At 35.0% G+C, this 24382-nt stretch carries 19 protein-coding genes and 6 pseudogenes; 21 read left to right on the top strand and 4 right to left on the bottom strand.

All coding sequences use genetic code 11. From position 1 onward, the window contains the following. Positions 1-54: 54 nt before the first annotated feature. Positions 55-494, bottom strand: a pseudogene (locus B5P42_RS22090) (Lrp/AsnC family transcriptional regulator). 100 nt (positions 495-594) lie between these two features. Between B5P42_RS22090 and B5P42_RS22085 the strand changes: the two are divergent. Then, positions 595-801: pseudogene (locus B5P42_RS22085) on the top strand (IS6 family transposase); the annotation flags it as partial. Between the two features lie 295 nt (positions 802-1096). On the opposite strand, the gene B5P42_RS22075 reads toward B5P42_RS22085, so the two are convergent. Beyond that, a complete protein-coding gene (locus B5P42_RS22075; protein WP_113735236.1) occupies positions 1097-2923 on the bottom strand; it encodes an alpha/beta fold hydrolase in 1827 nt (608 codons plus the stop codon). Between the two features lie 59 nt (positions 2924-2982). Beyond that, on the bottom strand, positions 2983-3567 hold the full coding sequence (locus tag B5P42_RS22070; RefSeq protein ID WP_060749950.1) for a TetR/AcrR family transcriptional regulator: 585 nt from the start codon (positions 3565-3567) through the stop codon (positions 2983-2985). Positions 3568-4241: 674 nt separating this feature from the next. Here B5P42_RS22070 and B5P42_RS22065 point away from each other — a divergent pair. From B5P42_RS22065 to B5P42_RS22000, 13 genes and pseudogenes are all read left to right on the top strand, one after another. Continuing rightward, positions 4242-5411, top strand: a complete 1170-nt coding sequence (locus B5P42_RS22065; RefSeq protein ID WP_113735235.1) for a serine hydrolase domain-containing protein — start codon at positions 4242-4244, stop codon at positions 5409-5411. Between the two features lie 909 nt (positions 5412-6320). Then, a complete protein-coding gene (locus B5P42_RS22055) occupies positions 6321-7487 on the top strand; it encodes a serine hydrolase domain-containing protein (RefSeq protein WP_113735234.1) in 1167 nt (388 codons plus the stop codon). A gap of 93 nt (positions 7488-7580) precedes the next feature. After that, on the top strand, positions 7581-9665 hold the full coding sequence (locus B5P42_RS22050; protein ID WP_113735233.1) for a serine hydrolase domain-containing protein: 2085 nt from the start codon (positions 7581-7583) through the stop codon (positions 9663-9665). Positions 9666-9887: 222 nt separating this feature from the next. Beyond that, a pseudogene (locus B5P42_RS33260) lies at positions 9888-10064 on the top strand (hypothetical protein); the annotation flags it as partial. Between the two features lie 967 nt (positions 10065-11031). Beyond that, positions 11032-11196 (top strand): annotated as a pseudogene (locus B5P42_RS22040) (DsbA family protein); the annotation flags it as partial. Beyond that, a pseudogene (locus B5P42_RS22035) lies at positions 11174-11407 on the top strand (nuclear transport factor 2 family protein); the annotation flags it as partial. The pseudogenes B5P42_RS22040 and B5P42_RS22035, both read left to right, overlap by 23 nt. 373 nt (positions 11408-11780) lie before the next feature. Further along, positions 11781-12086: an arsenical resistance operon transcriptional regulator ArsR gene (arsR, locus tag B5P42_RS22030; protein WP_000046014.1), complete on the top strand. Its 306-nt coding sequence runs from the start codon at positions 11781-11783 to the stop codon at positions 12084-12086. A gap of 59 nt (positions 12087-12145) precedes the next feature. Beyond that, positions 12146-12583 (top strand): ArsI/CadI family heavy metal resistance metalloenzyme, encoded by a 438-nt coding sequence (locus B5P42_RS22025; protein ID WP_088031559.1) that lies wholly within the window; start codon positions 12146-12148, stop codon positions 12581-12583. A gap of 18 nt (positions 12584-12601) precedes the next feature. After that, the gene (arsB, locus tag B5P42_RS22020; RefSeq protein ID WP_113735231.1) at positions 12602-13642 is read left to right on the top strand and encodes an ACR3 family arsenite efflux transporter; all 1041 of its coding nucleotides are present in this window, start codon (positions 12602-12604) and stop codon (positions 13640-13642) included. A gap of 25 nt (positions 13643-13667) precedes the next feature. Further along, positions 13668-14072 (top strand): arsenate reductase (thioredoxin), encoded by a 405-nt coding sequence (gene arsC, locus B5P42_RS22015; RefSeq protein ID WP_113735230.1) that lies wholly within the window; start codon positions 13668-13670, stop codon positions 14070-14072. 278 nt (positions 14073-14350) lie between these two features. Continuing rightward, the gene (locus B5P42_RS22010; protein ID WP_002013620.1) at positions 14351-15325 is read left to right on the top strand and encodes a phosphotransferase enzyme family protein; all 975 of its coding nucleotides are present in this window, start codon (positions 14351-14353) and stop codon (positions 15323-15325) included. A gap of 63 nt (positions 15326-15388) precedes the next feature. Continuing rightward, positions 15389-15988, top strand: a complete 600-nt coding sequence (locus tag B5P42_RS22005; RefSeq protein ID WP_113735229.1) for a DJ-1/PfpI family protein — start codon at positions 15389-15391, stop codon at positions 15986-15988. Between the two features lie 17 nt (positions 15989-16005). Further along, positions 16006-16140, top strand: a pseudogene (locus tag B5P42_RS22000) (IS3-like element ISBt2 family transposase); the annotation flags it as partial. A gap of 110 nt (positions 16141-16250) precedes the next feature. Here the strand turns inward: B5P42_RS22000 and B5P42_RS21995 are convergent. Continuing rightward, complete coding sequence (locus B5P42_RS21995) at positions 16251-16835, bottom strand: hypothetical protein (protein ID WP_113735228.1); 585 nt, start codon at positions 16833-16835, stop codon at positions 16251-16253. A gap of 520 nt (positions 16836-17355) precedes the next feature. On the opposite strand from B5P42_RS21995, the gene menA reads away from it, so the two are divergent. The 7 genes from menA (at position 17356) to B5P42_RS21960 (ending at position 24359) form a co-directional block, all read left to right on the top strand. Then, positions 17356-18267: a 1,4-dihydroxy-2-naphthoate polyprenyltransferase gene (gene menA, locus B5P42_RS21990; RefSeq protein ID WP_088031550.1), complete on the top strand. Its 912-nt coding sequence runs from the start codon at positions 17356-17358 to the stop codon at positions 18265-18267. A 288-nt stretch (positions 18268-18555) separates the two neighbouring features. Continuing rightward, positions 18556-18882, top strand: a complete 327-nt coding sequence (locus B5P42_RS21985) for a hypothetical protein (RefSeq protein WP_002013624.1) — start codon at positions 18556-18558, stop codon at positions 18880-18882. 312 nt (positions 18883-19194) lie between these two features. Beyond that, positions 19195-19881 carry a response regulator transcription factor gene (locus B5P42_RS21980; RefSeq protein ID WP_113735227.1) on the top strand — a complete coding sequence of 229 codons (687 nt, stop codon included), beginning with the start codon at positions 19195-19197 and terminating at the stop codon, positions 19879-19881. Beyond that, entirely contained in the window at positions 19878-21662 is a 1785-nt protein-coding gene (locus tag B5P42_RS21975; protein ID WP_113735226.1) for a sensor histidine kinase, read from the top strand. Before B5P42_RS21980 ends, B5P42_RS21975 begins: the two co-directional genes overlap by 4 nt. 126 nt (positions 21663-21788) lie before the next feature. Next, a complete protein-coding gene (locus tag B5P42_RS21970; protein ID WP_113735225.1) occupies positions 21789-22472 on the top strand; it encodes an N-acetylmuramoyl-L-alanine amidase family protein in 684 nt (227 codons plus the stop codon). A gap of 271 nt (positions 22473-22743) precedes the next feature. Then, complete coding sequence (locus B5P42_RS21965) at positions 22744-23586, top strand: polysaccharide deacetylase family protein (protein ID WP_113735224.1); 843 nt, start codon at positions 22744-22746, stop codon at positions 23584-23586. Between the two features lie 92 nt (positions 23587-23678). Beyond that, positions 23679-24359, top strand: a complete 681-nt coding sequence (locus B5P42_RS21960) for a GDSL-type esterase/lipase family protein (protein ID WP_113735223.1) — start codon at positions 23679-23681, stop codon at positions 24357-24359. The last annotated feature ends 23 nt before the right edge of the window (positions 24360-24382 follow it).

Genomic DNA, 24382 nt, shown 5'->3' with positions numbered 1-24382 from the left:
CTCTCACAAAGAAGCAACTTTTAATGTTAGCGGAGGATAATACGTATCCTTTTATCAGAACGACAATTTCTCTTCAAATTCACTCTTTAAAACAATTAAAGGAGATGATAATCCAAATTGCATTAAAGAGTCTAAAAATGCAGCGAGAGAATCCATCGAATCGCTCATGACTTTCATCATATAATTAAATTCCCCGCTAATTCGATATAAATCTGTTACTTCAGGAGCAGCATTACAATATTGGATAAAATCAGAGCATTGACTCGTTTTGAACATAATGAATGCTTGGATGTTTTTATTAATTTTGGAAGGCTCAAATTTCGTTCGGTAAGCAGCTATAACCCCTTGTCTTCAAGTTTGTTAATGCGTTCTTTTACAGCAGGCTGCGTCATGGATATAATACGTCCTATTTCTGAAACAGAAATTCTCGCATTTTCATACAACAAGTTCATAATTTTATGGTCAATTTCATCTAGTTTTACTGCGTTTTGCATTGTGTAGCCTCCTTGCTTTATTTTCTAAAGTGAATCGTAAAGTTGCAAAATTTTCTACATGAAGCTACACTCTAGAAAACAGGATCTAGGGGAATCAGACATGAGATATTTTAAAGGAAAACAATTCAAGAAAGATGTTATTTTAGTAGTTGTCGGCTACTACTGCCGTTTTTCTTTCGGTTATCGTGATGTATCTGAAATCCTGAAAGAACGTGGTATTTCAGTGCAACCAACAACCATCATGCGATGGATTCATAAATATGGCAATCCCATCTATCGAATTTGGAAAGTAAAAAATAAATCTGCACGCTTATGAAACCATTCATACCCTATATAAACAAAGGCGAAGTCTTCAAAGAGACTCCGCCTTTTCAACGTACAATGAACTTCAACAATTACTAGCTACTTCCTAAACATTGTTCTGCATTTACCAACCTGTTTATGCTTTTTTCAAACTTTGCAACAGAACCAGTTTAACCATCATCATGTTCATGGAACTTTAGGTTATTTAAGTTCAGTTGAGTTCAGAAAACGAGCCCTTAAAAAAGCAGTCTGAATTTGTGTTGACAATCACACCTCCATCAATACTATCAAAAGAACCTTTATACTGTTACAGCTTGAGAAATCCATTGAGCAGTTAGTTCAGGAGATTCAACAGGAAACTGATGACCGTACTGAATACGTGTAATATCCAAGTGTTCAAACTGCTTTGGGACATGATGATCCTTGTCCAAAGCTCCCCATAGTATCTTAATTTTCCTCTTATCCCATGTCTCGGGATTTAACTGGATGGATTTTGATATAGTTAAGCAAGACATGACCGTAGCGTTAGTTTTGCGTATACGGGGGGATTTTAAATCACGGACCACAGAATGAGCGTAATTACTCAATAACTGACTGGATGTTCTGGAGCTATTGGTTTGAAGTAACTCTTTTTCCAAACGGGCGGGCTCCATATATTTTAGAACGAAACTTGTAATACGTCGAAATCTATATTTAGGTTGGATAGGATGCAGTACTGGCTGCAATAAAATGAGTTGTTTGATCAGTGAGGGCAGCCGTTCCATCACTTGAGCCGCAATCAATCCGCCAAATGAATGCCCCACTAATATAACGGGTCTGTTCAACTCAGTGATCATAGTGGAAATGCTCTCTACATAGCCTTCTATCACAGAAGGATTATGGTGATAAGGGGTACGCCCAAATCCAGGTAAATCTACGAACCAAGTATTTAAACCGCTTAAAAATTGTGAGAGGGGCAAAAGGGCATCGGCATTGCTGAACGTCCCATGAAGAAAAATAATAGGTGTTTCATTCCTATCTTTCTCTAGCGAAACTAAGTTAGCTCTTCTTCGTTGACTAAAATCTTTCTGCTCATTTTGATTTAGGCCTAAATGATTTAACCGATAATCCAAATCACTAATGATAAAAGGGAGCGTGGACGGAACTACGAATGAATTTCTGCCGTTCCTTTGTTCTATTTCTAATTTACTGTAAACAGGGAATTCCGACTTAACAAGAAAACTCATGGATTCTTTAGGAATACCAAGCATCTTATCAGCACCCATTCTAAGCACAGTTTTCAATAACGGAAGCGGTATAGTTCCTAACGGATTTGTTGTCTGCAATTCGTGTGCCATGAGTTTGATGAAAGTTCGGATCGACGGACTTTCTTGCTTAGAATCTAAAAGATAGTAGGTATTGCTTGATAACCCTTCTGTATTAACAAGTTTTGAAATAAACGAAGCCACATGGTCAATATGAACCATTGGTAACCAATAATCGTCGCCGCCTGGAACAAGCGGCATAAGATTTCGCCTTACGGCATCGACTAAGATACTAAGGCCTCCAATCTGTTCTGTTTTCCCTGAGAAGGAGTCTCCGACGATTACACTAGGATTAACAGTAGATAAGGGAATGCTCATGTTATGAAGAGATTTTCGTATATAAGAGTCGGCTAAAAACTTCATTTTTTCATAAGGCGGTTGATTGTCCAGCAAATGATCTAGATCCAACAATGCATTTTGTTCATGATAGGGACTCATAAAGCCTGCGACATGGATAAAATGCTTTAATTCTTTTTCAGCGTGGATATCCAGTGCTAGCCGAACAAGGGATTTTGCAGGGGTGAGGAAAGACTGCTCAGCTTCAATGAGGTTCAACTCAATATACATTGGACCTCCTGCGTGAATAATTAGATCAGTTGCAAGTAATTGTTTGTAGCTGTCATCACTTAAACCTAATCGAGGCTGCGTTAGATCACCGATAACAGGAACAATGTTGTTCTGTTGATCGGGTGCCAGTTGATTGATGATGGTAAGAAGACGATTTTTTTGACGTACAAGTGCATAAATCTGATGCTGAGAAGCTAACTCAGCGATTAAATGACGTCCAATATAACCAGTTCCGCCGGTCATGAAGATATTCATAATAAAAACACTCCTTTATTATTTTATAGTACTAACTAGTACTAATGTATCTAAAAATATTACTTTAGCATGGAAGCTAAAGTAGGAAATAAATTTTTGATCATATCTTGGTTGTTAGAAGCTTGAGCCAAGAAGAGAGCACCCTCAATAGAGGAGACAATCAACATAGCTGTTTGTTTAACGGGCAGCTCTTTCTTTAGTTCTTGTCGTGCAATCCCTTGGGCTAAAATCAATTCAACACCATGCAGCTGTTTTTCAAAAAAACTCTTGATTCTATCTCTAATTTCAACCGCGTCAATAGGCGTCTGTGTATACAGAGTCAGGAAAGGACAACCGCCAAGGTAGTTATTTTGTTCAATAGTATCGCTTAAAATGTGGAGTACCGCTTCTAATTTCTCTTGAACGGTGAGCTCAGTTTGAGACACAATATAATTAATTCGCTGCTCGTAATGTGCTATCAACTGATTAACAATAGCGAGTAGCAGCTCCTCCTTGCTCTTAAAATAATAATAAATGTTCGTTTTTGAAACTTTGCTATGTGCGACTATGTCGTCCATGCTTGTTGCTAGAAAACCTTTAGTAAGAAACAATGTAAAAGCGGATTGCAGAGCAATATCTTTATTAGTAAGTGTATTTTTTTTCATATTAGTACTATACAGTACTACAAATGGAGAGTCAAGGGAATGATTGATGAAATGCATAGGGGTTCGACCGCACATCCATCAACTTAAGAAAAGTAAACATCCCAAAAACAAAAAAATGAGCTACCTTCTCAAAGTAACTAACTGTAGAGAAAGAAAAAGTTCATTTAGTGGGTACTTCAAAACCTTAGCTTGATTGCGATGGGGTCACCATATCAAAAAAAAAAGAAAATTGTGCGTTTAGACATATTTTTCAACCGCTTCCTGTACGTTAAGGGACTCGTTATTTTTTTTACAGTTTTTTATTATGAAATTCTAAATAACTAATTATAATAGGTGAAAAAAACGATCAATAGTTGGGGGACGGAAAGGATTCGAATTTACATTCTTTCTCAATACATATTATGGATAAATAAAGTAAAATATGGGTTGGGGTTATGTCTCATGTTGTGTTAATCCTAACAATAACTAAGGGTACATAATATGCTTTCATACCTTTGAATGATTTTGTTATAGGAGGGATGGAGATTTAAATGGCTCAAATTGTTGGTATTGATAGATACCTTTGTACTGGGGCTTTAATCTATATGCGTGAGGGCCTTTCCCTAAGTCTTGTCAGGAAGTAAGGAACAATAAGCAAACACTGATATAATATGAATAGAGAAGAGGAATGCCTTATGAAAATACGTAGTCAAATTACATGTGCAAGTCTGGCCCTTTTAATAGCTGGAAGTTCCCTGTTATATACAACACCAACCTCAATTGTAAAAGCAGAGCCCACTCAAAATGTATCTAGTTCGTTACAAACAAATACTCAACGAGATCGTACTTCCGTCAAGCAAGCAATGCGGGATACATTGCAACTTGGATACCCGGGGATACTTGCTAAAACTTCTGAGGGTGGAAAAACTTGGGGTTATGCCGCTGGGATAGCGGATCTGAGAACCAAGAAACCAATGAAAACAGATTTTCGCTTTCGCATTGGCAGTGTGACGAAGACGTTCACCGCAACAGTTGTACTTCAATTAGCTGGAGAGAACCGCCTGAATCTAGACGACTCCATCGAAAAATGGTTGCCTGGTGTCATTCAAGGAAATGGATATGATGGTAACAAGATTACTATCCGGCATATATTGAACCATACAAGTGGTATCGCTGAATACTCAAGGTCAAAAGACGCTGATTTTACGGATACAAAAAAATCGTATACGGCAGAAGAGTTAGTGAAGATGGGGGTTTCTCTGCCTCCAGACTTTGACCCAGGAAAGGGCTGGTCTTATTCAAACACAGGATACGTATTACTGGGTATTCTTATTGAAAAAGTAACCAGAAACAGCTATGCGGAAGAGATTGAAAATCGGATTATTGAACCACTTGAATTGTCGAATACATTCCTACCTGGCAATTCAAGCGTTATTCCAGGCACTAACCATGCCCGTGGATATGACCAACCAGACGGAGCAAGTGAGCTAAAAGACGTTACTTATTATAACCCAAGTGCAGGTAGCTCGGCTGGAGATATGATTTCTACTGCTGACGACTTAAACAAATTCTTCTCTTACTTGCTCGGTGGCAAATTACTGAAAGAACAACAACTAAAACAAATGCTTACTACAGTTCCTACAGGAAGAGAAGGAATCGATGGATATGGTCTTGGAATCTATAAAACTAAGCTTCCGAACGGTGTCTCGATATGGGGACACACAGGTGGCATTCTAGGGTTTACTACTCTTGTTGGAGGTACACTTGGAGGCAAGCATACGTTGGTTGTCAATTGGAATAGTTTGGGTAGAACTGACAGTCCTAATCCTTTTAAAAATATTTTACTTGCTGAATTTAGCAAGTAGGAAAAAAGGGAAAATTTACCGTAGTTTTCATAGTTAAAAATATACTTTTCTGGTTCAAAAGCCCCACCTTATTTTCGAGAAAAATTTGGGGCTTTTTTTTGTTTTGGTGGCGTTTATTCTCCTTAAGTTGATGGATGTGGGGTAGCACCACATTACTATCAGGCTAAGGTTTTAATATATCTCCTAAATGAACATTTTCTTTTTCTACAGGTAGTTACTTTGAGAAGGTAGCTTATTTTTTCGTTTTGAGGGCGTTTATTTTTCTTAAGCTGATGGATATGGAGTATCCGCCCTAAGTTAAATAAATTTTGACTTAAAAACAAGTGATTTTAACAACGTTAGGAGTGTTTCATGCAGCACAATGTCATTTGTGTTGTATTGCAAGAAAAAAATTACATTAGAAAAGAGCCAGAATTCATCCTGTTAAGGGTAAATCGACTCTTAATATTTAAAAGGATGGTAAAAAGAAACACAGAAGTAAAAAAAACTGTGTTTCTTTTTGATTAATATATTTACTGAACTTTACGGCACAGATGCTCCTTCTATCCTATTATAAAAGCGATTTTGAAAGTAAGTAATTTGTAAGAAATGGGTAAGAAAAAAGAAATTTTCATTGTGTATGATAAAAATATAAAGAAGCGTGAAAGGCGGAACAGATATGACTTATATATGAAAAACAGACCAGTAACAAGACTGTTTCAAGGAAAAGAAGTAATTTATGTGGTTAACATATATGTGGAAAAAGAGGGATTTACCCAGGACAGAATGGCGTTTGTAAAAATAATAAATATGAAGATGATTACGAATTCAATGTTGACCTTTTTTCATTGGTGGAGATGGTAGCTGTGTGGTTAATACGAAATAGCAAGAAACCACCTATACAATATGAATAGAGGAGAGGAATGGCCTATGAAAACATGTAGTCAAATTACATGTGCAAGTCTGGCCCTTTTAATAGCTGGAAGTTCTCTGTTATACACAACGCCAACCTTAATTGTAAAAGCAGAACCTACTCAAAGTGTATCTAGTTCGGTACAAACAAGTACTCAACGAGATCGTAATTCTGTCAAGCAAGCAGTGCGGGATACATTGCAACTTGGATTCCCGGGGATACTTGCTAAAACTTCTGAGAGTGGAAAAACATGGAGTTATGCCGCTGGGGTAGCGAATCTGAGCAGCAAGAAACCAATGAAAACAGATTTTCGCTTTCGCATTGGTAGCGTGACGAAGACGTTCACCGCAACAGTTGTACTTCAATTAGCCGAAGAGAACCGCTTGAATCTAGACGACTCTATTGAAAAATGGTTGCCTGGTGTCATTCAAGGAAACGGGTATGATGATAAACAGATTACTATCCGGCAAGTATTGAACCACACAAGTGGTATCGCTGAATACACAAGGTCAAAAAGTTTTAATCTTATGGATACAAAAAAATCGTATAGGGCTGAAGAATTAGTAAAGATGGGGATTTCGATGCCCCCAGATTTTGCTCCAGGAAAGAGCTGGTCTTATTCAAATACAGGATACGTATTACTAGGGATCCTTATTGAAACAGTAACCGGGAACAGCTATGCGGAAGAGATTGAAAATCGGATTATTGAACCGCTTGAATTATCGAATACATTCTTACCTGGCAATTCAAGCGTGATTCCAGGAACCAAGCATGCCCGTGGATATATCCAACTAGACGGAGCAAGTGAGCCAAAAGATGTTACGTATTATAACCCAAGTATGGGGAGCTCGGCTGGAGATATGATTTCTACTGCTGATGATTTAAACAAATTCTTCTCTTACTTACTTGGAGGTAAATTAATAAAAGAACAGCAACTAAAACAAATGCTTACTACAGTTCCAACAGGAGAAGCTGCACTTGGCAGATATGGTCTTGGAATCTATGAAACTAAGCTTCCAAACGGTGTCTCAATATGGGGACACGGAGGTAGCATTCCAGGGTTTGTTACTTTTGCTGGAGGTACACTTGGAGGCAAGCATACATTAGCTGTCAATTTGAACAGCCTTAATGCTGATAGTCCTGATCCTTTTAAAAATATTTTACTTGCTGAATTTAGCAAGTAGGCCAAAAGGAAGAACGGATAAATTTTATCATATTTTCATAGTTAAACAAACAAATGATGAAATTGATCACTTATCTAAGGAGGCAATTCCCTCATGAAAAATAAACTAACTGGTGTATTAGCCGCTACATTAGCGCTAACTATGAGTCTACCAACAGGGGCGAAAGCATTTTCTGATAGTAAGACTACAGTTGTATCTAACGTAGAAGTAGCTAGCCAAGAGCTGAAGAAGATTGCAGCAGAGAAGGCTGCGCTACTCACGAAGTCCCATGGGACGACTAGCGTGCAGTATGCGCTAATTGATAATGGCAAGCTTACTTTGTCGGGGCAGGCTGGAAAGAACGATATGGAAGGGGAACAGCCACTAACCAAAGATACTCTATACGGGATTGGTTCAGTCAGTAAAATGTATGCAACAGCGGCTGTAATGAAATTGGTCGACGAAGGAAAAGTCGATTTGGATGCTCCTGTGGTTAACTATGTTCCTGATTTTAAGATGAAAGATGGGCGGTACAAACGCATTACCCCGCGTATGTTGTTGAATCACTCCTCCGGCTTGCAAGGTTCCACGTTAAGTAATGCATTTTTATTTAACGATAATGATACCTATTCCCATGATTTCTTGTTGCAGCAATTGTCCAACCAGAGCCTGAAAGCAGACCCTGGCGCGTTCTCGGTATACTGCAACGATGGTTTTACGCTGGCCGAAATTTTGGTGGAAAGAGTCAGCGGTATGAGCTTTACCGAATTTCTACATCAACGGTTTACAGAACCCTTAAAGATGAATCATACAAAAACGCCGCAGGACAAATGGAGAGACGAAAAGCGGGCTGGACTTTATTTTCCGGCGTACCAAGGGCAGCTTCCAATTGAATCGGTGAATGTGATTGGTACGGGAGGGGTCTCTTCCACGGCAGAAGATATGGTACGATTCTCACAATTATTTATGGGACAGGGAAAAGGGATCCTCTCTGATAAGGTAGTCAAGGCGATGGAGCAAGAGGAATATAAAAAAGGAATGTGGCCGGGGGATGGAGATAATATTTTTAACTATGGTCTTGGCTGGGATAGTGTGAAACTATACCCATTCAGTGAATATGGGATAAAAGGCTTGGCTAAGGGCGGCGACACGGCACTGCAACATGCTATACTGGTCGTGCTTCCGGAACAGAAAATGGCAGCGGCTGTGTTGTCATCCGGTGGACGAAGCTCTACAAATCAACTGCTGGCAACTGAATTGCTGCTCGCCGTGCTTAAAGAGAAGGGGACAATTAAGAACATCAAGCCGAACAAATCTTTTGGCAAGCCGGTCAAGGTCAAGATGCCTCAAGACGTGGCAAAGAAAGCGGGCTTTTATGGCAATAGCGAAACTCATTTCAAAATTGAAATTACGAAGAATGGAGAACTGTTCTTACCATCTAATCGAGAAGAAAAATATGTATATACTGTGGATGGAAGCTTTATTAATGAGAAGGGTACTTCTAAGCTCAACTTTGTCACCGAGAAGAATGGAAGAACTTATTTGAGGGAGAGCACATATAAATCGACACCAGACTTAGGGCAAGGTGCGATGACTCACTATTTAGCCGAGAAACTAGAAGACAATGTGCTATCGAAGAAAACCGCTGCCGCATGGGCGAAGCGGGAAGGTGTCAAGTTCTATCTCGTGAATGAGAAATTTAGTTCTATTGAATATCTCGTACAACCGAAACTTATTACCACACAAATTACTCGTAAGGAAGGCCTGGCGGGCTATTGGGAGGGCAGAAAAATTACAGGTCCGAACACCGCGGCGCATCAGCTCCAGATCCCCGTGATGAATGGCCGTGATACGACGGAAACGCATTTCTATACAGAAGGCGGCAATGAATATTTGGAAATGGCCGGGTTGTTATACGTAAGTGGAAACAACGTAAAACCACTTGATGCTGGCCAATCGTCCAAAGTTACTCTGCAAGCAAATGGGCATGCTAAATGGTTTACGATCCCGCAAGCGGCAGCAGGAAAAAGGATGACCGTGACATTGCCATCGAAGGGTGCGTTCGCGGTGTATGATGAGAATGGAGTATGCGTCAACTTTACCATCGTGAGCGGCAATAACAAAGTAAAACTGCCGAAGAATGGAACGGTTGTAATTGCTGGGGCACCGAACTCAGAATTTGCAATTACGTTGAACTAGCTACAATTCAAAATGGACTTCAACAAAACCAGTACGACATAGGAACGGTGTTTTGCTGGTTTTGTTTGTATTCACGTATTATCTTTAAGAAGAGAATTTCAACGAATAATATCACGCTCAAACTCTGCAAAAACAGCTATCAAACCAATTTAGGGCAATCATCATTTGCTCCATTAATCTTCTTGATGTAAATACGTTCGCAGCCGGTATTATGATGTACAAGCCCTAAACGATACAGGAATTATCCGAGGTGTTTCAGCTACTAAGTTTACGCCATATGGCACACTCACACGTCAACAGGCAGCACTTATGTTAGAACGAACTCTAGAATATCTAGGTGTAGAAAAAGAGTCAAATATAGGGCCCTACCACATCGCTATCAAGCTAAGAAAAGCATAAATCCTCAAATAGTAAAATTGAGATCCCCAGAGTAAAAATCATTGTTTTTGGGTAGCATAAAACCTTAGTATGTTAGCGATGTGATGCTAACCCAAATTTGAACCCTATTCCTCAATGAATCAAACAATTTAACATGGTAAAAGTATATTTGGATGAGAGTCCAATACTTACTATTGAAATTGTGATGGTTCACGTTGAAAGAAGGCACTTTAGGGTGTCTTTTCTTTATGAAAAAAATTCCCGCACAATGTACAGGGATAAAAAATTATAAGTCATGGTGGGACAGTTCCTGTTTTAGTTAATCAGGTAGTTTCTATTAAAGGTAAAAACAAAATGTAATGCTTTGAAAAAAACTATGTACTAGAACTGGTACTCTGTCGGTAAGCCATGAAAGAGGTACTTATATTATTTGTTTTGTAAATTATCTTGAATTTGTTGTTCCATATTTACTAGTGATGTTTTTAGGGAATTACTAAGCTTTTTAACAAATTTAAGAACAAGAAGCCAGTTTTTAATAATAGAATTCTAAAAACGTTAGGGTAGAAATTTATTGTTTTTGTTAAAAAAGAATTGACTTCTACTATAGTTGTAACTAATATGGTTACATGAGGTTGTGATTGAATTGGTTACAACCTTGTGGCTATTTAAAGTGAAAATAAGGTTTATATATTTAATTAAGGATGGTAGTCCACATGTTATCGCCCGGTGTAGAAAGTTACTAATATAATTAAATCAAGATATATTCCGAATTTTAGTATCTTCTATTTTGGAGCAATGATGTGCAGCGCTATCTTTCATTAGAAATCTTATCTAATCTTTTTGGGAAAGGTTAGTTTTGAAAAATATAGTAAGGTAACTCAAAAAAGAACAAGATATAAAAAAGATGTACTTATATAAACCAAAAAGTTAGCTGAGAATTTTAAGTGATAGCTGGACTGGTTAATAAAAATAAAGGTAGGAGATTTAAATGAAGACGAAACAAGATAATCTTATATACGTATGGGACGCATATTGTGGATGGTGCTATGGATTTTCAGAAAGTATTAAAGGATTTTACAAAGAACACACTGAAATGCCGTTAACAGTTTTATGTGGAGGATTATTTTTAGATGATTTACCAAAAAGAGGATTTTGTTAAAAATCCTAATTCCTTTGCAGAGATTAAACGAGTAGTAGTAGAAGGAGATACAGTTGCTCTTCATGTACATTCTCGTACTAATTCTCAAGATAAGGGAGTTGCTATAGTCGATATATTTCGTATAAAGAATGGTAAGATTGTCGAACACTGGGATGTAATTCAAGAGATTCCAAATGAGGCAGCTAATGATAATACTATGTTTTAGACAGAAGGTATATTCAATTGTTAGTGATGTATAGAATCTAGAAATTATAAAATGAAGGGGATGTCCTGGGTATACTACTAGGACATATCTTTTTGTTTTAACGAGATTTAATATATTATCATTTGTAGAGTGCTTACTTCATATGTCTTCTGATAACTTACCCCTGAAACTGCACCATGTTAATATTAAATTATCGTATTAATTTGTAAGAAAGCTATTTTATATTGAGCAAGAAAAAGTATTCAAGTATAGATTTTGAAGAGGAAGTTTTTTTGATAAATCAAAAAAACTTGATGAACTAGTTGCATATAGAACTCATCTGCGTATATACTATAAATATCAAAAAAAGTTGATGAAGGGAGAGTGAACTACAGTGGCACAAGATTTTCAGCTTTATGAGAAAAAATTTAAAGCGTTGGCTGATCAGAAACGGTTAGAGATTATGTATGAACTTTGCCAGCGAGGTCAGACTTGTGTATGTGATTTAACGGAGATTTTTGAAATGACGCAATCTAAGTTGTCCTATCATTTAAAGATTTTATTAGATGCAGGTTTAATTGTAAAAGAAACAAAAGGTACGTGGAGTTATTATGATTTAAATGATGCGGAAGTAAATAATTTATTATCAGAAGAATTATGCTGTATCTTTAGAAAAACAGGCAAAGGTAGTTGCTGTTAAAATTTTGCACTATTAATCAAAAAAATTGATTAATAGTATTTAAAGAGGAGGAATAAGCTATGAGATATGTTCACGTTGGTATAAATGTTACGGATTTAGAGAAGTCTATTCAATTTTACGAAAAGGTATTTGGTGTGTCACCAGTTAAGGTGAAAATGGATTATGCAAAATTTTTATTAGAGACGCCAGGACTTAACTTCACGCTGAACGTAAGAGATGAAGTGAAGGGAAATCAGGTAAATCATTTTGGTTTTCAAGTGGATACAGCTGAAGAAATTACATTACATAAAGAAAGATTAGAAAAAGAAGGTTTCTTTGCGCGTGATGAGATGGATACAACTTGTTGCTATGCGGTTCAAGATAAGTTTTGGGTAACGGATCCTGATGGGAACGAGTGGGAATTCTTTTATACAAAAGCACATAGTGATGTTCATAAAATTGAAGATCCATCTTGTTGCACGACTTCTAACGTAGTAGATAAAAATTCTTGTTGTTAATAGGAGATGGAAAATAAAATGAAACGTTTATCTTTTCTAGATCGATATTTAACACTATGGATTTTTCTAGCTATGGCTGTTGGGATTGGTTTAGGGTTTGTGTTTCCTAGTGTAGTAGACGGATTAAATACATTACAAGTTGGAACGACGTCCATCCCGCTCGCTGTTGGTTTAATTGTCATGATGTATCCACCGTTGGCGAAAGTTCGTTACGAGGAAATGGGCCGGGTATTTAAAGATGTAAAAGTATTGGTTTTATCTTTAGTGCAAAACTGGATTATTGGTCCTGTACTTATGTTTGTTTTAGCAATTATTTTTCTTCCAGATAAGCCAGAATACATGGTCGGGCTCATTATGATTGGTTTAGCACGTTGTATTGCAATGGTAATTGTTTGGAACGATCTAGCAGATGGGGATAAAGAGTATGCGGCAGGTTTAGTAGCTTTTAACTCGGTATTCCAAATGTTATTCTTCTCCGTTTATGCATACGTGTTTGTAACAGTCATTCCAGAATGGTTAGGAATTGAAGGGGCTATTGTCGATATTACAATGGTAGAAGTAGCGAAATCAGTATTTATCTATTTGGGAATTCCTTTTATAGCAGGTATGTTAACACGCTTTGTACTAGTTAAGTTAAAAGGAAGACAATGGTATGAAAAGGTGTTTATACCTAAGATTAGTCCACTTACATTACTTGCATTATTATTTACAATCATCGTTATGTTCTCTTTAAAAGGGGAAATGATTGTTAGCGTACCACTAGATGTAGTAAGAATAGCAATTCCGTTATTAATCTATTTTATTGTGATGTTTTTTGTTTCTTTCTTTATGGGAAGAAAAATTGGTGCAAACTATCGGGTGACTACAACGTTAGCATTTACAGCAGGTAGTAATAACTTTGAGTTAGCGATTGCTGTAGCAGTTGGTGTGTTTGGTATTCATTCAGGCGCGGCATTTGCAGCTGTTATCGGACCGTTAGTGGAAGTACCTGTAATGATTGCCCTTGTAAACGTCGCTTTTTGGTTTAAGCGTAAATATTTTAATGATCAATCAGTATAATTTAAAAATAAAGGCGGAAAACAACATGAAAAACAAAAAGACAATCTATTTCTTATGCACAGGAAATTCATGCAGAAGCCAAATGGCAGAAGCATGGGGCAAACAATATTTAGGCGATAAGTGGAATGTATATTCTGCAGGAATCGAAGCACACGGAGTAAATCCAAATGCTATTAAAGCGATGAAAGAAGTAAATATCGATATAACAGATCAAACATCAGATATAATTGATGTAAATATTTTAAATAACGCTGACTTAGTTGTTACCCTTTGTAGTCATGCGGATTCTGTTTGTCCTTCGACACCTCCGCACGTAAATCGTGTTCACTGGGGATTTGGTGACCCAGCAGGAAAAGAGTGGTCTGAATTTCAACGTGTTCGTGATGAAATTGGAGAACGTATAAAGCGATTTTCTGAAACAGGGGAGTAAATAAAGGAAAGAGCCAATCTTCTATCGTATAGGGGATTGGCTCTTTTTCTATACATAGTCACTACTGCATTGGTTTACAACAATTATCTCAACGAATGCAGAATATTATGTAAGAATGATATAGTTAGAATGGTAGTCTGCCTCTATTAAATTTATATATAGAAAAAAACACTATTGGTAATTAACAATGAATAAAATTTTGGTTTTTAGAGTAATCGAGATAGTAATCATAAAAAATAGCATGTAATAAAAATTTTTTCACATGAAAGGAAAAAAGGGTGAAACACATAATAAAAGACGTATTAATAAATTATTTTAAAGAAATTCATTCACTAGCAGTGGAAGAAGAGCTACATAAAAATAGCTGGAATACAGATTTACACTATAAAATTATGGTGAATGGAAAGCGATATTCCGCACGGTTTATCAATAGCAAGCGAACAATCAATCCAGCTTTTGGGGCGTTATCAAACGAACAACTGATAGAGCAAGTACGTTTTACGTATTATTTACGCGAGCATGGAGTCCTTTTTATGCAAATTAATAAAAATAGGTCAGGGGAGTCATTTACATTAGTCGCTTGGAATGATGAACAATACCGATTTATATTGTCTAATTGGATTGAAGGAGAACATATTACACTCTGTACAGAAGCTATCGCAGAAGCATTTGGAAAGGAAGCAAGAAAGGTTCATGATATTTCTAGTGCATTTCAAAGCGCGATTTTTCAGAAGAAATCTCATTTGGATGGGTATGTTGAGTTTATTAATATGTTAGAAAGCAAGACAAGCGCATGTAAGGAATTGCGGGAGTATATAGATCTTGCTAAATATCATATAGACTGCGCATATACGAGTGAATTAGAGTTTATTGTACAAACAGACTTAAATCCTTTGAATGTTTTATGGGGCTCAAGTCAACAGGTAAAAGGAATTGTAGATTTTGAATCTATTAGTTATGTTGACCGTATTGAAGGGTTAGCCTTTTTAATAAAATGGTACTCTCGAACGAAAGGAATACAGTCGCATAAAGTATGTCCGGAAGTTGCTAGAGCATTTTTAGAAGGGTATAAAGCTAATAACATTTTAACTTCAAATGATTATAAAAGACTTTCTTCGTTGCTATGGTTATCCGGTAGTTTAAATTGGAACTTCGTTAAAAAGACGATGAGTCTATTAGGTGACGGGAGAGAATTAGAGGAACATTTGAAAGTTTATAGAGTAAGGGGAGAAAGGTTGTCTTCATTGTTTTAATTTGTAGATAACATTTCTTCTCTTTTGGGATTTATAAAACAAAGCATATGAGGTGTTCTAAAAATGAAAATACAAATTGTAGTGTTTGACGGTTTTGGAGAGCTTGTCTCCTTTGCACCTTTTGAGGTATTGAAAAGAGCGATAGAAGAAGGGGCTCCGTTTACGGTTGAACTTATATCAAGTGAGCAAAAGCAAGCGGTTACTACTTCGTTTGGAGTTACGGTTAAACTACATGATTTTTTACGAATGGATAATCGTCCAGATTTGTTAATTGTACCTGGTGGTGGCTGGAATCATAAAGTTGAACATGGGGCACGAAAGCAAGCAGAGATTGGAACTTTGACCAAAATGATTAGAGAGATGCACGATGAAGGAACAATTGTTGCTGGAGTTTGTACAGGAGGTATGTTACTAGCTGTATCCGGTATATTGAATGATAAAAAGGCAACAATGCATCATTTGGCGCAAAATGAAATTAGTCAATATGGAGCAGAACTTCTTCATTACAGAATTGTGGATCAAGGCGATATTATTACTGCAAGAGGAGTTACTTCAGGAATTGATTTAGGTCTTTGGATCACGGAAAGGTTTGCAAGTCCCAAAATTGCAGCTGCTGTTGAATATAGAATGGAATACGAGAGGCGAGGTGTTGTGTGGAGTTAATTTGAATTCTTTTTCATTTGAAGACAAGAGTTCATTACTCTGAAGAAATAAAGTGGAAAGTGATTCAAATGAAAAAGAATGGGTATTCAAATCGTACCATTATAGAGACACTTGGAATTAAAAATACTACAATTGTGTGCGAATTCAAGAAAAATCAAACGACCTATCCCCTAAAGAATATAGGGAACAGGTGGTTTAGGTATTTTGATATGTGTTCCGATTTTGGGGGTCACTTCAAAAAAAGATAAGTGCTTTTTATTTTTTAGCAACCAGGTAAAACAATCTCCACATTAAAATCAAAATATATATAAGAACTATCTCGACGAATGCTTACTAAAGTTGCTGTACCATTTACTTGTGAAAGTCCATTTACACATAATAGAGGTAAAGATCCATCACAGTTATAGCAAAGAACATTGTTTATTTGTACAACATCATTTAAATATGCACTAAATCCTGTTCTTGGACCTGTACATGGAAAAAATTGAGCTGGAAATCCAAAATAGAATGGTAAATTTCCAACTGCAGTAATTTGAGATACAGAAACATTACATTCTATAACACCACAAGGAGTAGTTACAGATGCTTGAGTATCACATTGAGCAACATTAAGTTTTAAATAAAATGGATCTGTAATTACAGGGAAAGTATCACCAACATGTAATGGCTCTGAAAAAATAATTGATGAAGGATTACTCGTACCGGCCGTTAATCTAATTGTCCCAGAAGTATTTATGACGTTTTGACAAGGAGTAGAACAGTCTAATAATTGTTCTACATCTGATGTACTTTCATTATCTATCTGAATTTTTTCAGAAGTGTTTAAAACTTGATTTAATTCCTCCATTTTTTCACACACCTTTAATTCATTTTTAATCTACTTTAATAAAAAATGAAATTAAATAAGAATTAGTACATGTATCACTTGTTTTTGGATGTGAGGTATTAGTTCCTAAATAAAATTTTTCTTTTTCGGCAGTGGATTTCTTATAAAATGAAATCAATCATAGAGTGCCTTGCTCCGACTTGAACAATCTTAATTTTACATCACATCGCTATCAAGCTAAGAAAATAGAGCTACCTCCAGAATGAGGTTTTGCCCTAACTTGCAATAAAAAAGCTCATTTTTTCGTTTAAGGTGGATCTGTTTTCTTAAGTTGATGGGCAGGTGATGGTACCACATTTAAAGGAATTTAGTTTTGTTAGCTTAATAGTAATTCAATTTTTAATTTTTCACTTTACTATTATTAGATTTGTTAGAAGGGGTATCATTTATTTGATATAATTAATGGATGTGAATCAAGAAATAGAAAGAAAGATACTTCTAGTGATTTTATACTTAAAATGTAGGGAGATTGAACAAAGTTATGGGGAATGAAAAAGAAATTAGTTCCGCTAAATTAATATGGAAGATGACGCGCCCACATACATTAACGGCGACGTTTTCTCCTGTAATTTTAGGGACAGTGGCATCACTTTACGTTGCAGAAATTCATTGGCTTTTATTTATTGCGATGATGAGTGCATGTTTAGCATTGCAAATAGCAACGAATTTATTTAATGAGTATTATGATTTCAAACGTGGATTAGATACCGCTGATTCTGTTGGCATCGGTGGTGGAATTGTCCGTCATGGATTGAAACCAAAAAATGTTTTAACAGTTGCGCTTTTATTGTATGTAGTAGCAGCATTTATTGGCATTTATATTTGTATGAATAGCAGCTGGTGGTTAGTCGTCATAGGTTTAATTGGGATGGCAGTTGGCTATTTATATACAGGTGGTCCATTACCAATTGCGTACACTCCATTTGGAGAATTAGTTTCTGGACTGTTAATGGGGACATGTTTTGTACTCATTGCTTTCTTTATTCAAACGAATACTATAACGATTGAAAGTATATTGATTTCTATTCCAATTGGGATTTTAGTAGGTGCAATTAACATGTCGAATAACATCCGAGATATCGAAGAAGATATTAAAGGTGGAAGAAAGACGTTGGTAATCCTCCTTGGGAGAGAAAAAGCAGTGGTAACACTAGCTGTAGCCTTTTTAATTGCTTATTTATGGATTGCCGTAATTGTGTTGATGGGTTATATAAGCCCTTGGGCATTAGTTATGTTCCTAGGGTTGAAAAAGCCAATCTCTGCTATTCAAAGCTTCCAAAAGGGAGCAAAGGATCCCGGGTATATGCGCATCGCAATGAAATCAACAGCGATGACAAATACGATTTTTGGCTTCTTATTATCAGCAGGATTATTAATCAGTTACTGGTTTTAAATAAAAAATATTGTTAAGTAACTAAACCCCAATTTCTCGATTTTAATATAGAGAAATGGGGGTTTTTATTTTTGTATTTCTTTAATAATGATCAACCTCTTTTATAAATCTACATTATTTAATAGATTAATTGAGATAAAGATTAGGATAGTTAGAGGAATGATTTTTATATTTGTCTAAGTTATAGAGATTTTCAATAAATAAATAGTAAAATACGATATTTATTTATTGAAAAACGATAAATTCTATGTTAATCTTAAAAAAAAAGATAGACAAGGATGAAGAAGAATGAAAAAAATATTTTTAGTTGGACTTTCTACCATAACTTTAATTATTATTGGTTTTGTCTCTTACATTACATTAACAACGAAAGATCCATTAAGTGACAAAGAATTTCCAAAAACTCAAGAAAAAGCAAAGGCAACTGCTATTGAATATTTTCAAAAAGAAAAACAGTTAGATGTTGTTATAACTAAAGTTGGAGTAGTGGGAGAAATAGGATATAAAGTTTGGATCGAAGGGCATGAGCTGAATAATGAACAACAAAAAATTGATGCAATTATAGATGTTGCAAAAGAAGATAAATATAAAGTAATAAGTTCTAATATCAATTAAATATCAAGTATTACGTATAATTGATATTACCTTATAATTCTACCTTTAATATGAAAAAACGCTATCCTATTTGTAGAAATATACAGAAAGGATGGCGTTTTTGTATGGATCTTTCGATTCAAGATGAGTTTCATTATTTGCTGAAGAATTACAGTTATCTCTGCATTTTATCTTTATATCAGTATGCTATTATCTTGATATAACTATGTTGCATTTAGTAGTGACAGAAATAGTGAAAGATTTCTAATTGGTTAAAATATAAAATGAACTATTTCTTCATAAAAATAAAATTAATCGTGGGGAAGATGAAATATGCAAAGAACAATTTTAATTGTAGAAGATGAAGATATTTTACGTGAAATAATGAAGGATTACCTACTAAACGAAGGATATAAGGTCTTAGAGGCGATTGATGGGAAAGAAGCATTATCTATATTTGAAGAACATGAGGTGCATTTAATAATTTTAGACATTATGTTACCAGAATTAGATGGTTGGGCGGTTTGCCGGCGAATTCGTAAGAAATCTAATGTACCTATTATTATGCTAACGGCTCGGGTGGATGAGGATGATACTTTACTGGGATTTGAACTGGGAGCAGATGATTATGTTACAAAACCATATAGTCCTCCTATTTTATTGGCAAGAGCAAAACGATTAATTGAAAGCCGATATTCTTCCACTGTTAATGTATCTACTGCAGACACATTAACTAGTAGTGGTATCCATGTACATTTCCCTTCTCGTACAGTAACTGTAGATGGGGAAGACATAAGTATGACACATACAGAATTTGAAATATTAACGTATTTCATGCAAAATCAAGGGATTGTAATTTCAAGAGAACAACTAATCACTAAAATTTGGGGTTATGAATTCGCTGGGGATGATCGTACTGTTAATAGTCATATCCGTAATTTGCGTCATAAATTAGGACAAAAAGCGACTTGTATTGTAACTGTTGTGCGAGCTGGTTATAAATTTGAGGGACAGGTATGAAAAAAGGAATTGTATTAAAGTTATTTATATTAACTACGGCATTATGCACACTTATTTTAGTGACTATTTTTATTGGACAAACCATATTTTTTAAGCAATATTATTCGAATCGAAAAGTTAATGATATTAAAACGAATATTCAATCCTTTGAAAAGGCATATATAAAAGCTGGAGATGACGCGAAAAGGATTCAAGAATTGGAACAAAATTTCTACCAAGATAATGCGACATGGATTACAACGTTAGATAGTGTAGGGAATATAAAATATGCAAGTGATTTTTCTTTAGAAATTCAGTTAGATCATAACCAAAATAAGACCTTTTCTGAACGTTTAATTCAGATACCGTTGTATAGTTTTGTTAATTTAGAAGATATACAAAGGATAAAAGATAGTTTAGAACAGGGGAATCATATTATTATCGATGGAGTGCAGGAAGGTGATGCAGTAGTCCCGGCGATGTTAACAATAAAAGAGAAGAATGTTGGTTTGGAGAACAAGCAGTTGTCAGAGAGGTTATATGGCCCGAAAGTCGCATCTTCAAAAGGAAATTCACAGTTATATTTAGCAGGAAGTATTAAGAACGTGCAGTTACCGGAGGGTACTGTAGGAACTAACTCTATTTATGGAAATCGTGTGTTAATAGATAGAATAAAACAATTTCAGGTTGATTTAATATTAAATCAACAACCAAATAATATTGCTTCTACAGAAATAGTCGATTATGAAGAAAATGATATTAAATATAAACTATTAATCAAACCAACAATAGATGCAGATGGTAAGGTAAATTACATATTTGCTATGACATCATTACAGCCAGTTGATGAAGCTGTGCAAATGATAAAGGATTATTATGTATATTTAATTATCTTTGTTTTGATTTTAATCGTTTTGATATCGTTCTATTATTCAAATAAAATCGCCAAACCACTATTACAAATAAATGATACTACAAAAAAAATTGCAGGTTTAGATTTCTCAGAGACGATACCTATTACTACAAAGGATGAAATAGGTGCTTTATCACAAAATATTAATACACTTTCTAAAGCGTTGCATTCGTATATTAATCAATTGCAGCAAGATATAGAGAAAGAAAAGCAATTAGAAAATACACGTAAAGAATTTATCGCGGGTGTTTCACATGAGTTAAAAACACCTTTAAGTATTATGAAGAGCTGTATTTCAATTTTGGAGGATGGTGTTGCTAGTAATAAAAAGGATTATTACTTTAAAGCAATGTCAAAAGAAGTAGATAAAATGGATATGCTTATTATTGATATGCTGGAGTTAGCAAAATTCGAGTCTGGTACGTATAAAATGGAAATGGATGTTTTCCATATTGATGAGATGATTGATTATATATGTGAGCAATTAACCTCGGATATAACAGCTAAGCAATTACATGTGCATAAACAACTTTCTAAAATTGAGGTAGTTGCAAATCCACATCGAATAGAACAGGTGGTTACTAACTTTATTACGAATGCGATTCGTTACACACCAGAACATGAGAATATTATTATTTCTACAATAGAAGAGAATGAACGTGTAAAAGTATGTGTAGAAAATAAAGGAGCACATATTGAACTAGAACATTTAGAGAAAATATGGGATCGTTTTTATCGAGGAGATACGTCTCGTCAACGCTCCAAAGGCGGAACAGGATTGGGCCTTGCTATTTCAAAAAATATATTAGAGCTGCATGGTGCAGAATATGGTGTTTCGAATACAGAAGATGGAGTGTTATTTTTCTTCTACTTAAATAAAAACGTGTAGAATTTTCGTTCTACACGTTTTTATCATTTTTAAACAAAATCGACATTATCTGCATTTTATCTTTATCAGCATTCATTACTATTTTCATTAGAAACTGAATGAAAAGCTGATAAGGAGATTGTTAAAATGAAAAAAAGAGCGACATTGCTTTTATTTATAATATTAATAATGGGCACAGGAGTTAGTTTCATACATGCTAAGGGGCATAAAAATATATCACAAGAGGATTTACGATTAAGAGGAAAAACAATTGTAATTGATCCAGGGCATGGTGGAGGAGATAGAGGGACGAAAGGAAAGAAATTTGGAACGATTGAAAAAGAGCTTAATTTAAAAGTAGCACAAAATATAAAGAAAGAATTAGAAGAAAGAACGGATGCAAAAGTTATATTAACACGTGAAAAAGATGCGAGTTTACTTTCAGAAACAAAACAAAAGGAAGAATTGCAAGCGCGTGTCAAAGTAGTGAAAGAACATGCGGCGGATCTTTATATTAGCATTCATCATGATGCTTTTGAGGATACAAATGTAAAAGGAATAACAACTCATTATGGATCTAATAAAAGGAAAGATAAAAAATTAGCTAAGATCGTACAAGAAGCTATTTTTGATCAAAATATAGACAGCCGAGATAGAGGCGTTCATGGCAGTGATTTTCTTGTCTTACGAGAAAATCCTTCTCCGGCTATCCTAATAGAATTAGGGTTTACATCTAATGCGAGTGATGAAAAAAGAATGAATTCAGAAGAATTCCAAGCAAAATCGCAAAAAGGAATTGTGGATGGCATTATTAATTATTTTACGATGTAATAAAATAGGCAAATAGAAAAATACTATTCTTTCTAAATCTTAATTAGGAAGAGTAGTATTTTTTATTTTTGGTGTATATCCAGTTTTCAAATTTAAGAATTAACTTAACTTTATTCTTTAACTGATTTCGACATTATCTGCATTTTATCTTTATCCGTCTCTATTAATCTATTTATTGTAGATATCGGTTGAAACTAATGATTCAGTCGAGTAAAGGCTCAGCCTTATAAATAATGAATATGAAAATTAATAGGGAAAGGATCGAAAAATAATGAAAGAATCACAAAGTAAGAAAAAAACAAGTCGATTAACTAAGGTAATAATATCTCTAGGAGTTGTTTTAGCAACGACCTTTTTCATATTCTTTTTAATAGGGGAATGGAACTCTATCCCAGCAAAGGGAGTAGCTAATGAAAATAGTAAACAAGTTAATACGCAACAACAAGAAAAGAAAAAGGAAACACCACCGACAAAACAGAAAAGACCTGATGGAAAACCGGTAGGAAAAGTTGTGTATTTAACATTTGATGACGGTCCTAGCGAATTGACTGGGAAATTTTTAGATGTACTAAAAGAGCAAAATGTTGCTTCGACATTTTTTATGCAAGGTAGTAATTTACAAAATACAGGTTTTCAGGGAAATGTAAAACGAGCAGTAAAAGAAGGACATTATATTGGTGCACATAGTATGACACATAATAGTGATAAGCTATACAAAAAGGGACAATTTGTACCAGAGATGAAAGAAACGTTAGATCTTATCCATAATATTACGGGCACAACTCCTAAACTAGTCCGTCCGCCATATGGATCTGCACCAGGATTAAAGGGTGAGGAAATTCGGAATCAAATTGTAGAAGCAGCAATAAAAGTTTGGGATTGGACAGTAGACTCAAATGATTGGAAATTAAAAGATAATCCAACTCAGATTATAGAAAATGTAAAAAAACAGACAACAGAAGAAGTAGAAGTTGTTTTAATGCATGAAAAGGCGCAAACATTACAAGCTCTTCCTGAAATTATTAAATTTTATAAAGAAAATGGATATGAATTTGGTGTTTACAATGATGCGGATCATTTTCGTCTAAACTTCCAGAAAGATCAACGTTTATAGTATTTACATGGTTATCTTTAAAAATTGGTTTTTATCAGTAAAAATGTTATCTAATTTTACTAATAAAAGCACTGTAAGGAAGGAAATTGTATATGATTAAAAAAATAATTACAATCCCATTGATAGGTATCATAGCTTTATCAGCTTGCGGAAATCCAGATAGTCAGAGAGATATTACTAGTCCAGTCTCTAAAATAGACTCTTCTTCTACCACTTTTGAAAAAGAGCACATCTCTTCGTCTAATATAGATACTTCGACATTTAAATCTATTTTTAAATCAAGTGTATTTTTAGGGGATTCCATTACAGATGGACTTCATGATATTGATATATTAGACGAAGAAAACATTGTAAGTGGTATAGGGAAATCGATTGGAGATGCTCAAAAAAATATAGAGCAAGTAGTTAATCAAAAACCGAAAAATATATTTATTTTACTTGGGTTATGTAATCTTAGTGAAACAAAAGAAGCTGCAATAACCCAATATTCTCAACTGATTCAAAAAATAAAAGAAAAATTACCTGATACAAAAATAAATATCCTATCAATTACACCAGTTACACCAGAACGTACACAAAAAGAAGAGCGTTATAAAAACATTAATGACTTTAATGAAGGATTTAAAGTGTTAGCAAAGAAGGAACAAGTGAATTTTATCGACTTGTCCCCGATATTTAAAGATAATCCAGACCTCTATGTTAAGGATGGCATCCATTTTAAATCTGAATTTTACCCGATTTGGTTAGACTATTTAAAAAATCAATTAAAATAAACAAAAAAGTGTTTTTATTATTA

It is taken from the genome of Bacillus sp. SRB_331, assembly GCF_003264175.1.
GTDB classification, from domain to species: Bacteria; Bacillota; Bacilli; order Bacillales; family Bacillaceae_G; genus Bacillus_A; species Bacillus_A mycoides.
This window is presented reverse-complemented; position numbering and strand designations above follow the sequence as displayed.

Bases quoted from the DNA above. Each gene is read 5' to 3' on its own strand.
- B5P42_RS22075 (WP_113735236.1), bottom strand. From the start codon at position 2,923: ATGAATATCTTCATGACCGGCGGAACTGGTTATATTGGACGTCATTTA.
- B5P42_RS22070 (WP_060749950.1), bottom strand. From the start codon at position 3,567: ATGAAAAAAAATACACTTACTAATAAAGATATTGCTCTGCAATCCGCT.
- B5P42_RS22065 (WP_113735235.1), top strand. From the start codon at position 4,242: ATGAAAATACGTAGTCAAATTACATGTGCAAGTCTGGCCCTTTTAATA.
- B5P42_RS22055 (WP_113735234.1), top strand. From the start codon at position 6,321: ATGAAAACATGTAGTCAAATTACATGTGCAAGTCTGGCCCTTTTAATA.
- B5P42_RS22050 (WP_113735233.1), top strand. From the start codon at position 7,581: ATGAAAAATAAACTAACTGGTGTATTAGCCGCTACATTAGCGCTAACT.
- B5P42_RS22025 (WP_088031559.1), top strand. From the start codon at position 12,146: ATGAGATATGTTCACGTTGGTATAAATGTTACGGATTTAGAGAAGTCT.
- arsB (WP_113735231.1), top strand. From the start codon at position 12,602: ATGAAACGTTTATCTTTTCTAGATCGATATTTAACACTATGGATTTTT.
- arsC (WP_113735230.1), top strand. From the start codon at position 13,668: ATGAAAAACAAAAAGACAATCTATTTCTTATGCACAGGAAATTCATGC.
- B5P42_RS22005 (WP_113735229.1), top strand. From the start codon at position 15,389: ATGAAAATACAAATTGTAGTGTTTGACGGTTTTGGAGAGCTTGTCTCC.
- B5P42_RS21995 (WP_113735228.1), bottom strand. From the start codon at position 16,835: ATGGAGGAATTAAATCAAGTTTTAAACACTTCTGAAAAAATTCAGATA.
- menA (WP_088031550.1), top strand. From the start codon at position 17,356: ATGGGGAATGAAAAAGAAATTAGTTCCGCTAAATTAATATGGAAGATG.
- B5P42_RS21985 (WP_002013624.1), top strand. From the start codon at position 18,556: ATGAAAAAAATATTTTTAGTTGGACTTTCTACCATAACTTTAATTATT.
- B5P42_RS21980 (WP_113735227.1), top strand. From the start codon at position 19,195: ATGCAAAGAACAATTTTAATTGTAGAAGATGAAGATATTTTACGTGAA.
- B5P42_RS21975 (WP_113735226.1), top strand. From the start codon at position 19,878: ATGAAAAAAGGAATTGTATTAAAGTTATTTATATTAACTACGGCATTA.
- B5P42_RS21970 (WP_113735225.1), top strand. From the start codon at position 21,789: ATGAAAAAAAGAGCGACATTGCTTTTATTTATAATATTAATAATGGGC.
- B5P42_RS21965 (WP_113735224.1), top strand. From the start codon at position 22,744: ATGAAAGAATCACAAAGTAAGAAAAAAACAAGTCGATTAACTAAGGTA.
- B5P42_RS21960 (WP_113735223.1), top strand. From the start codon at position 23,679: ATGATTAAAAAAATAATTACAATCCCATTGATAGGTATCATAGCTTTA.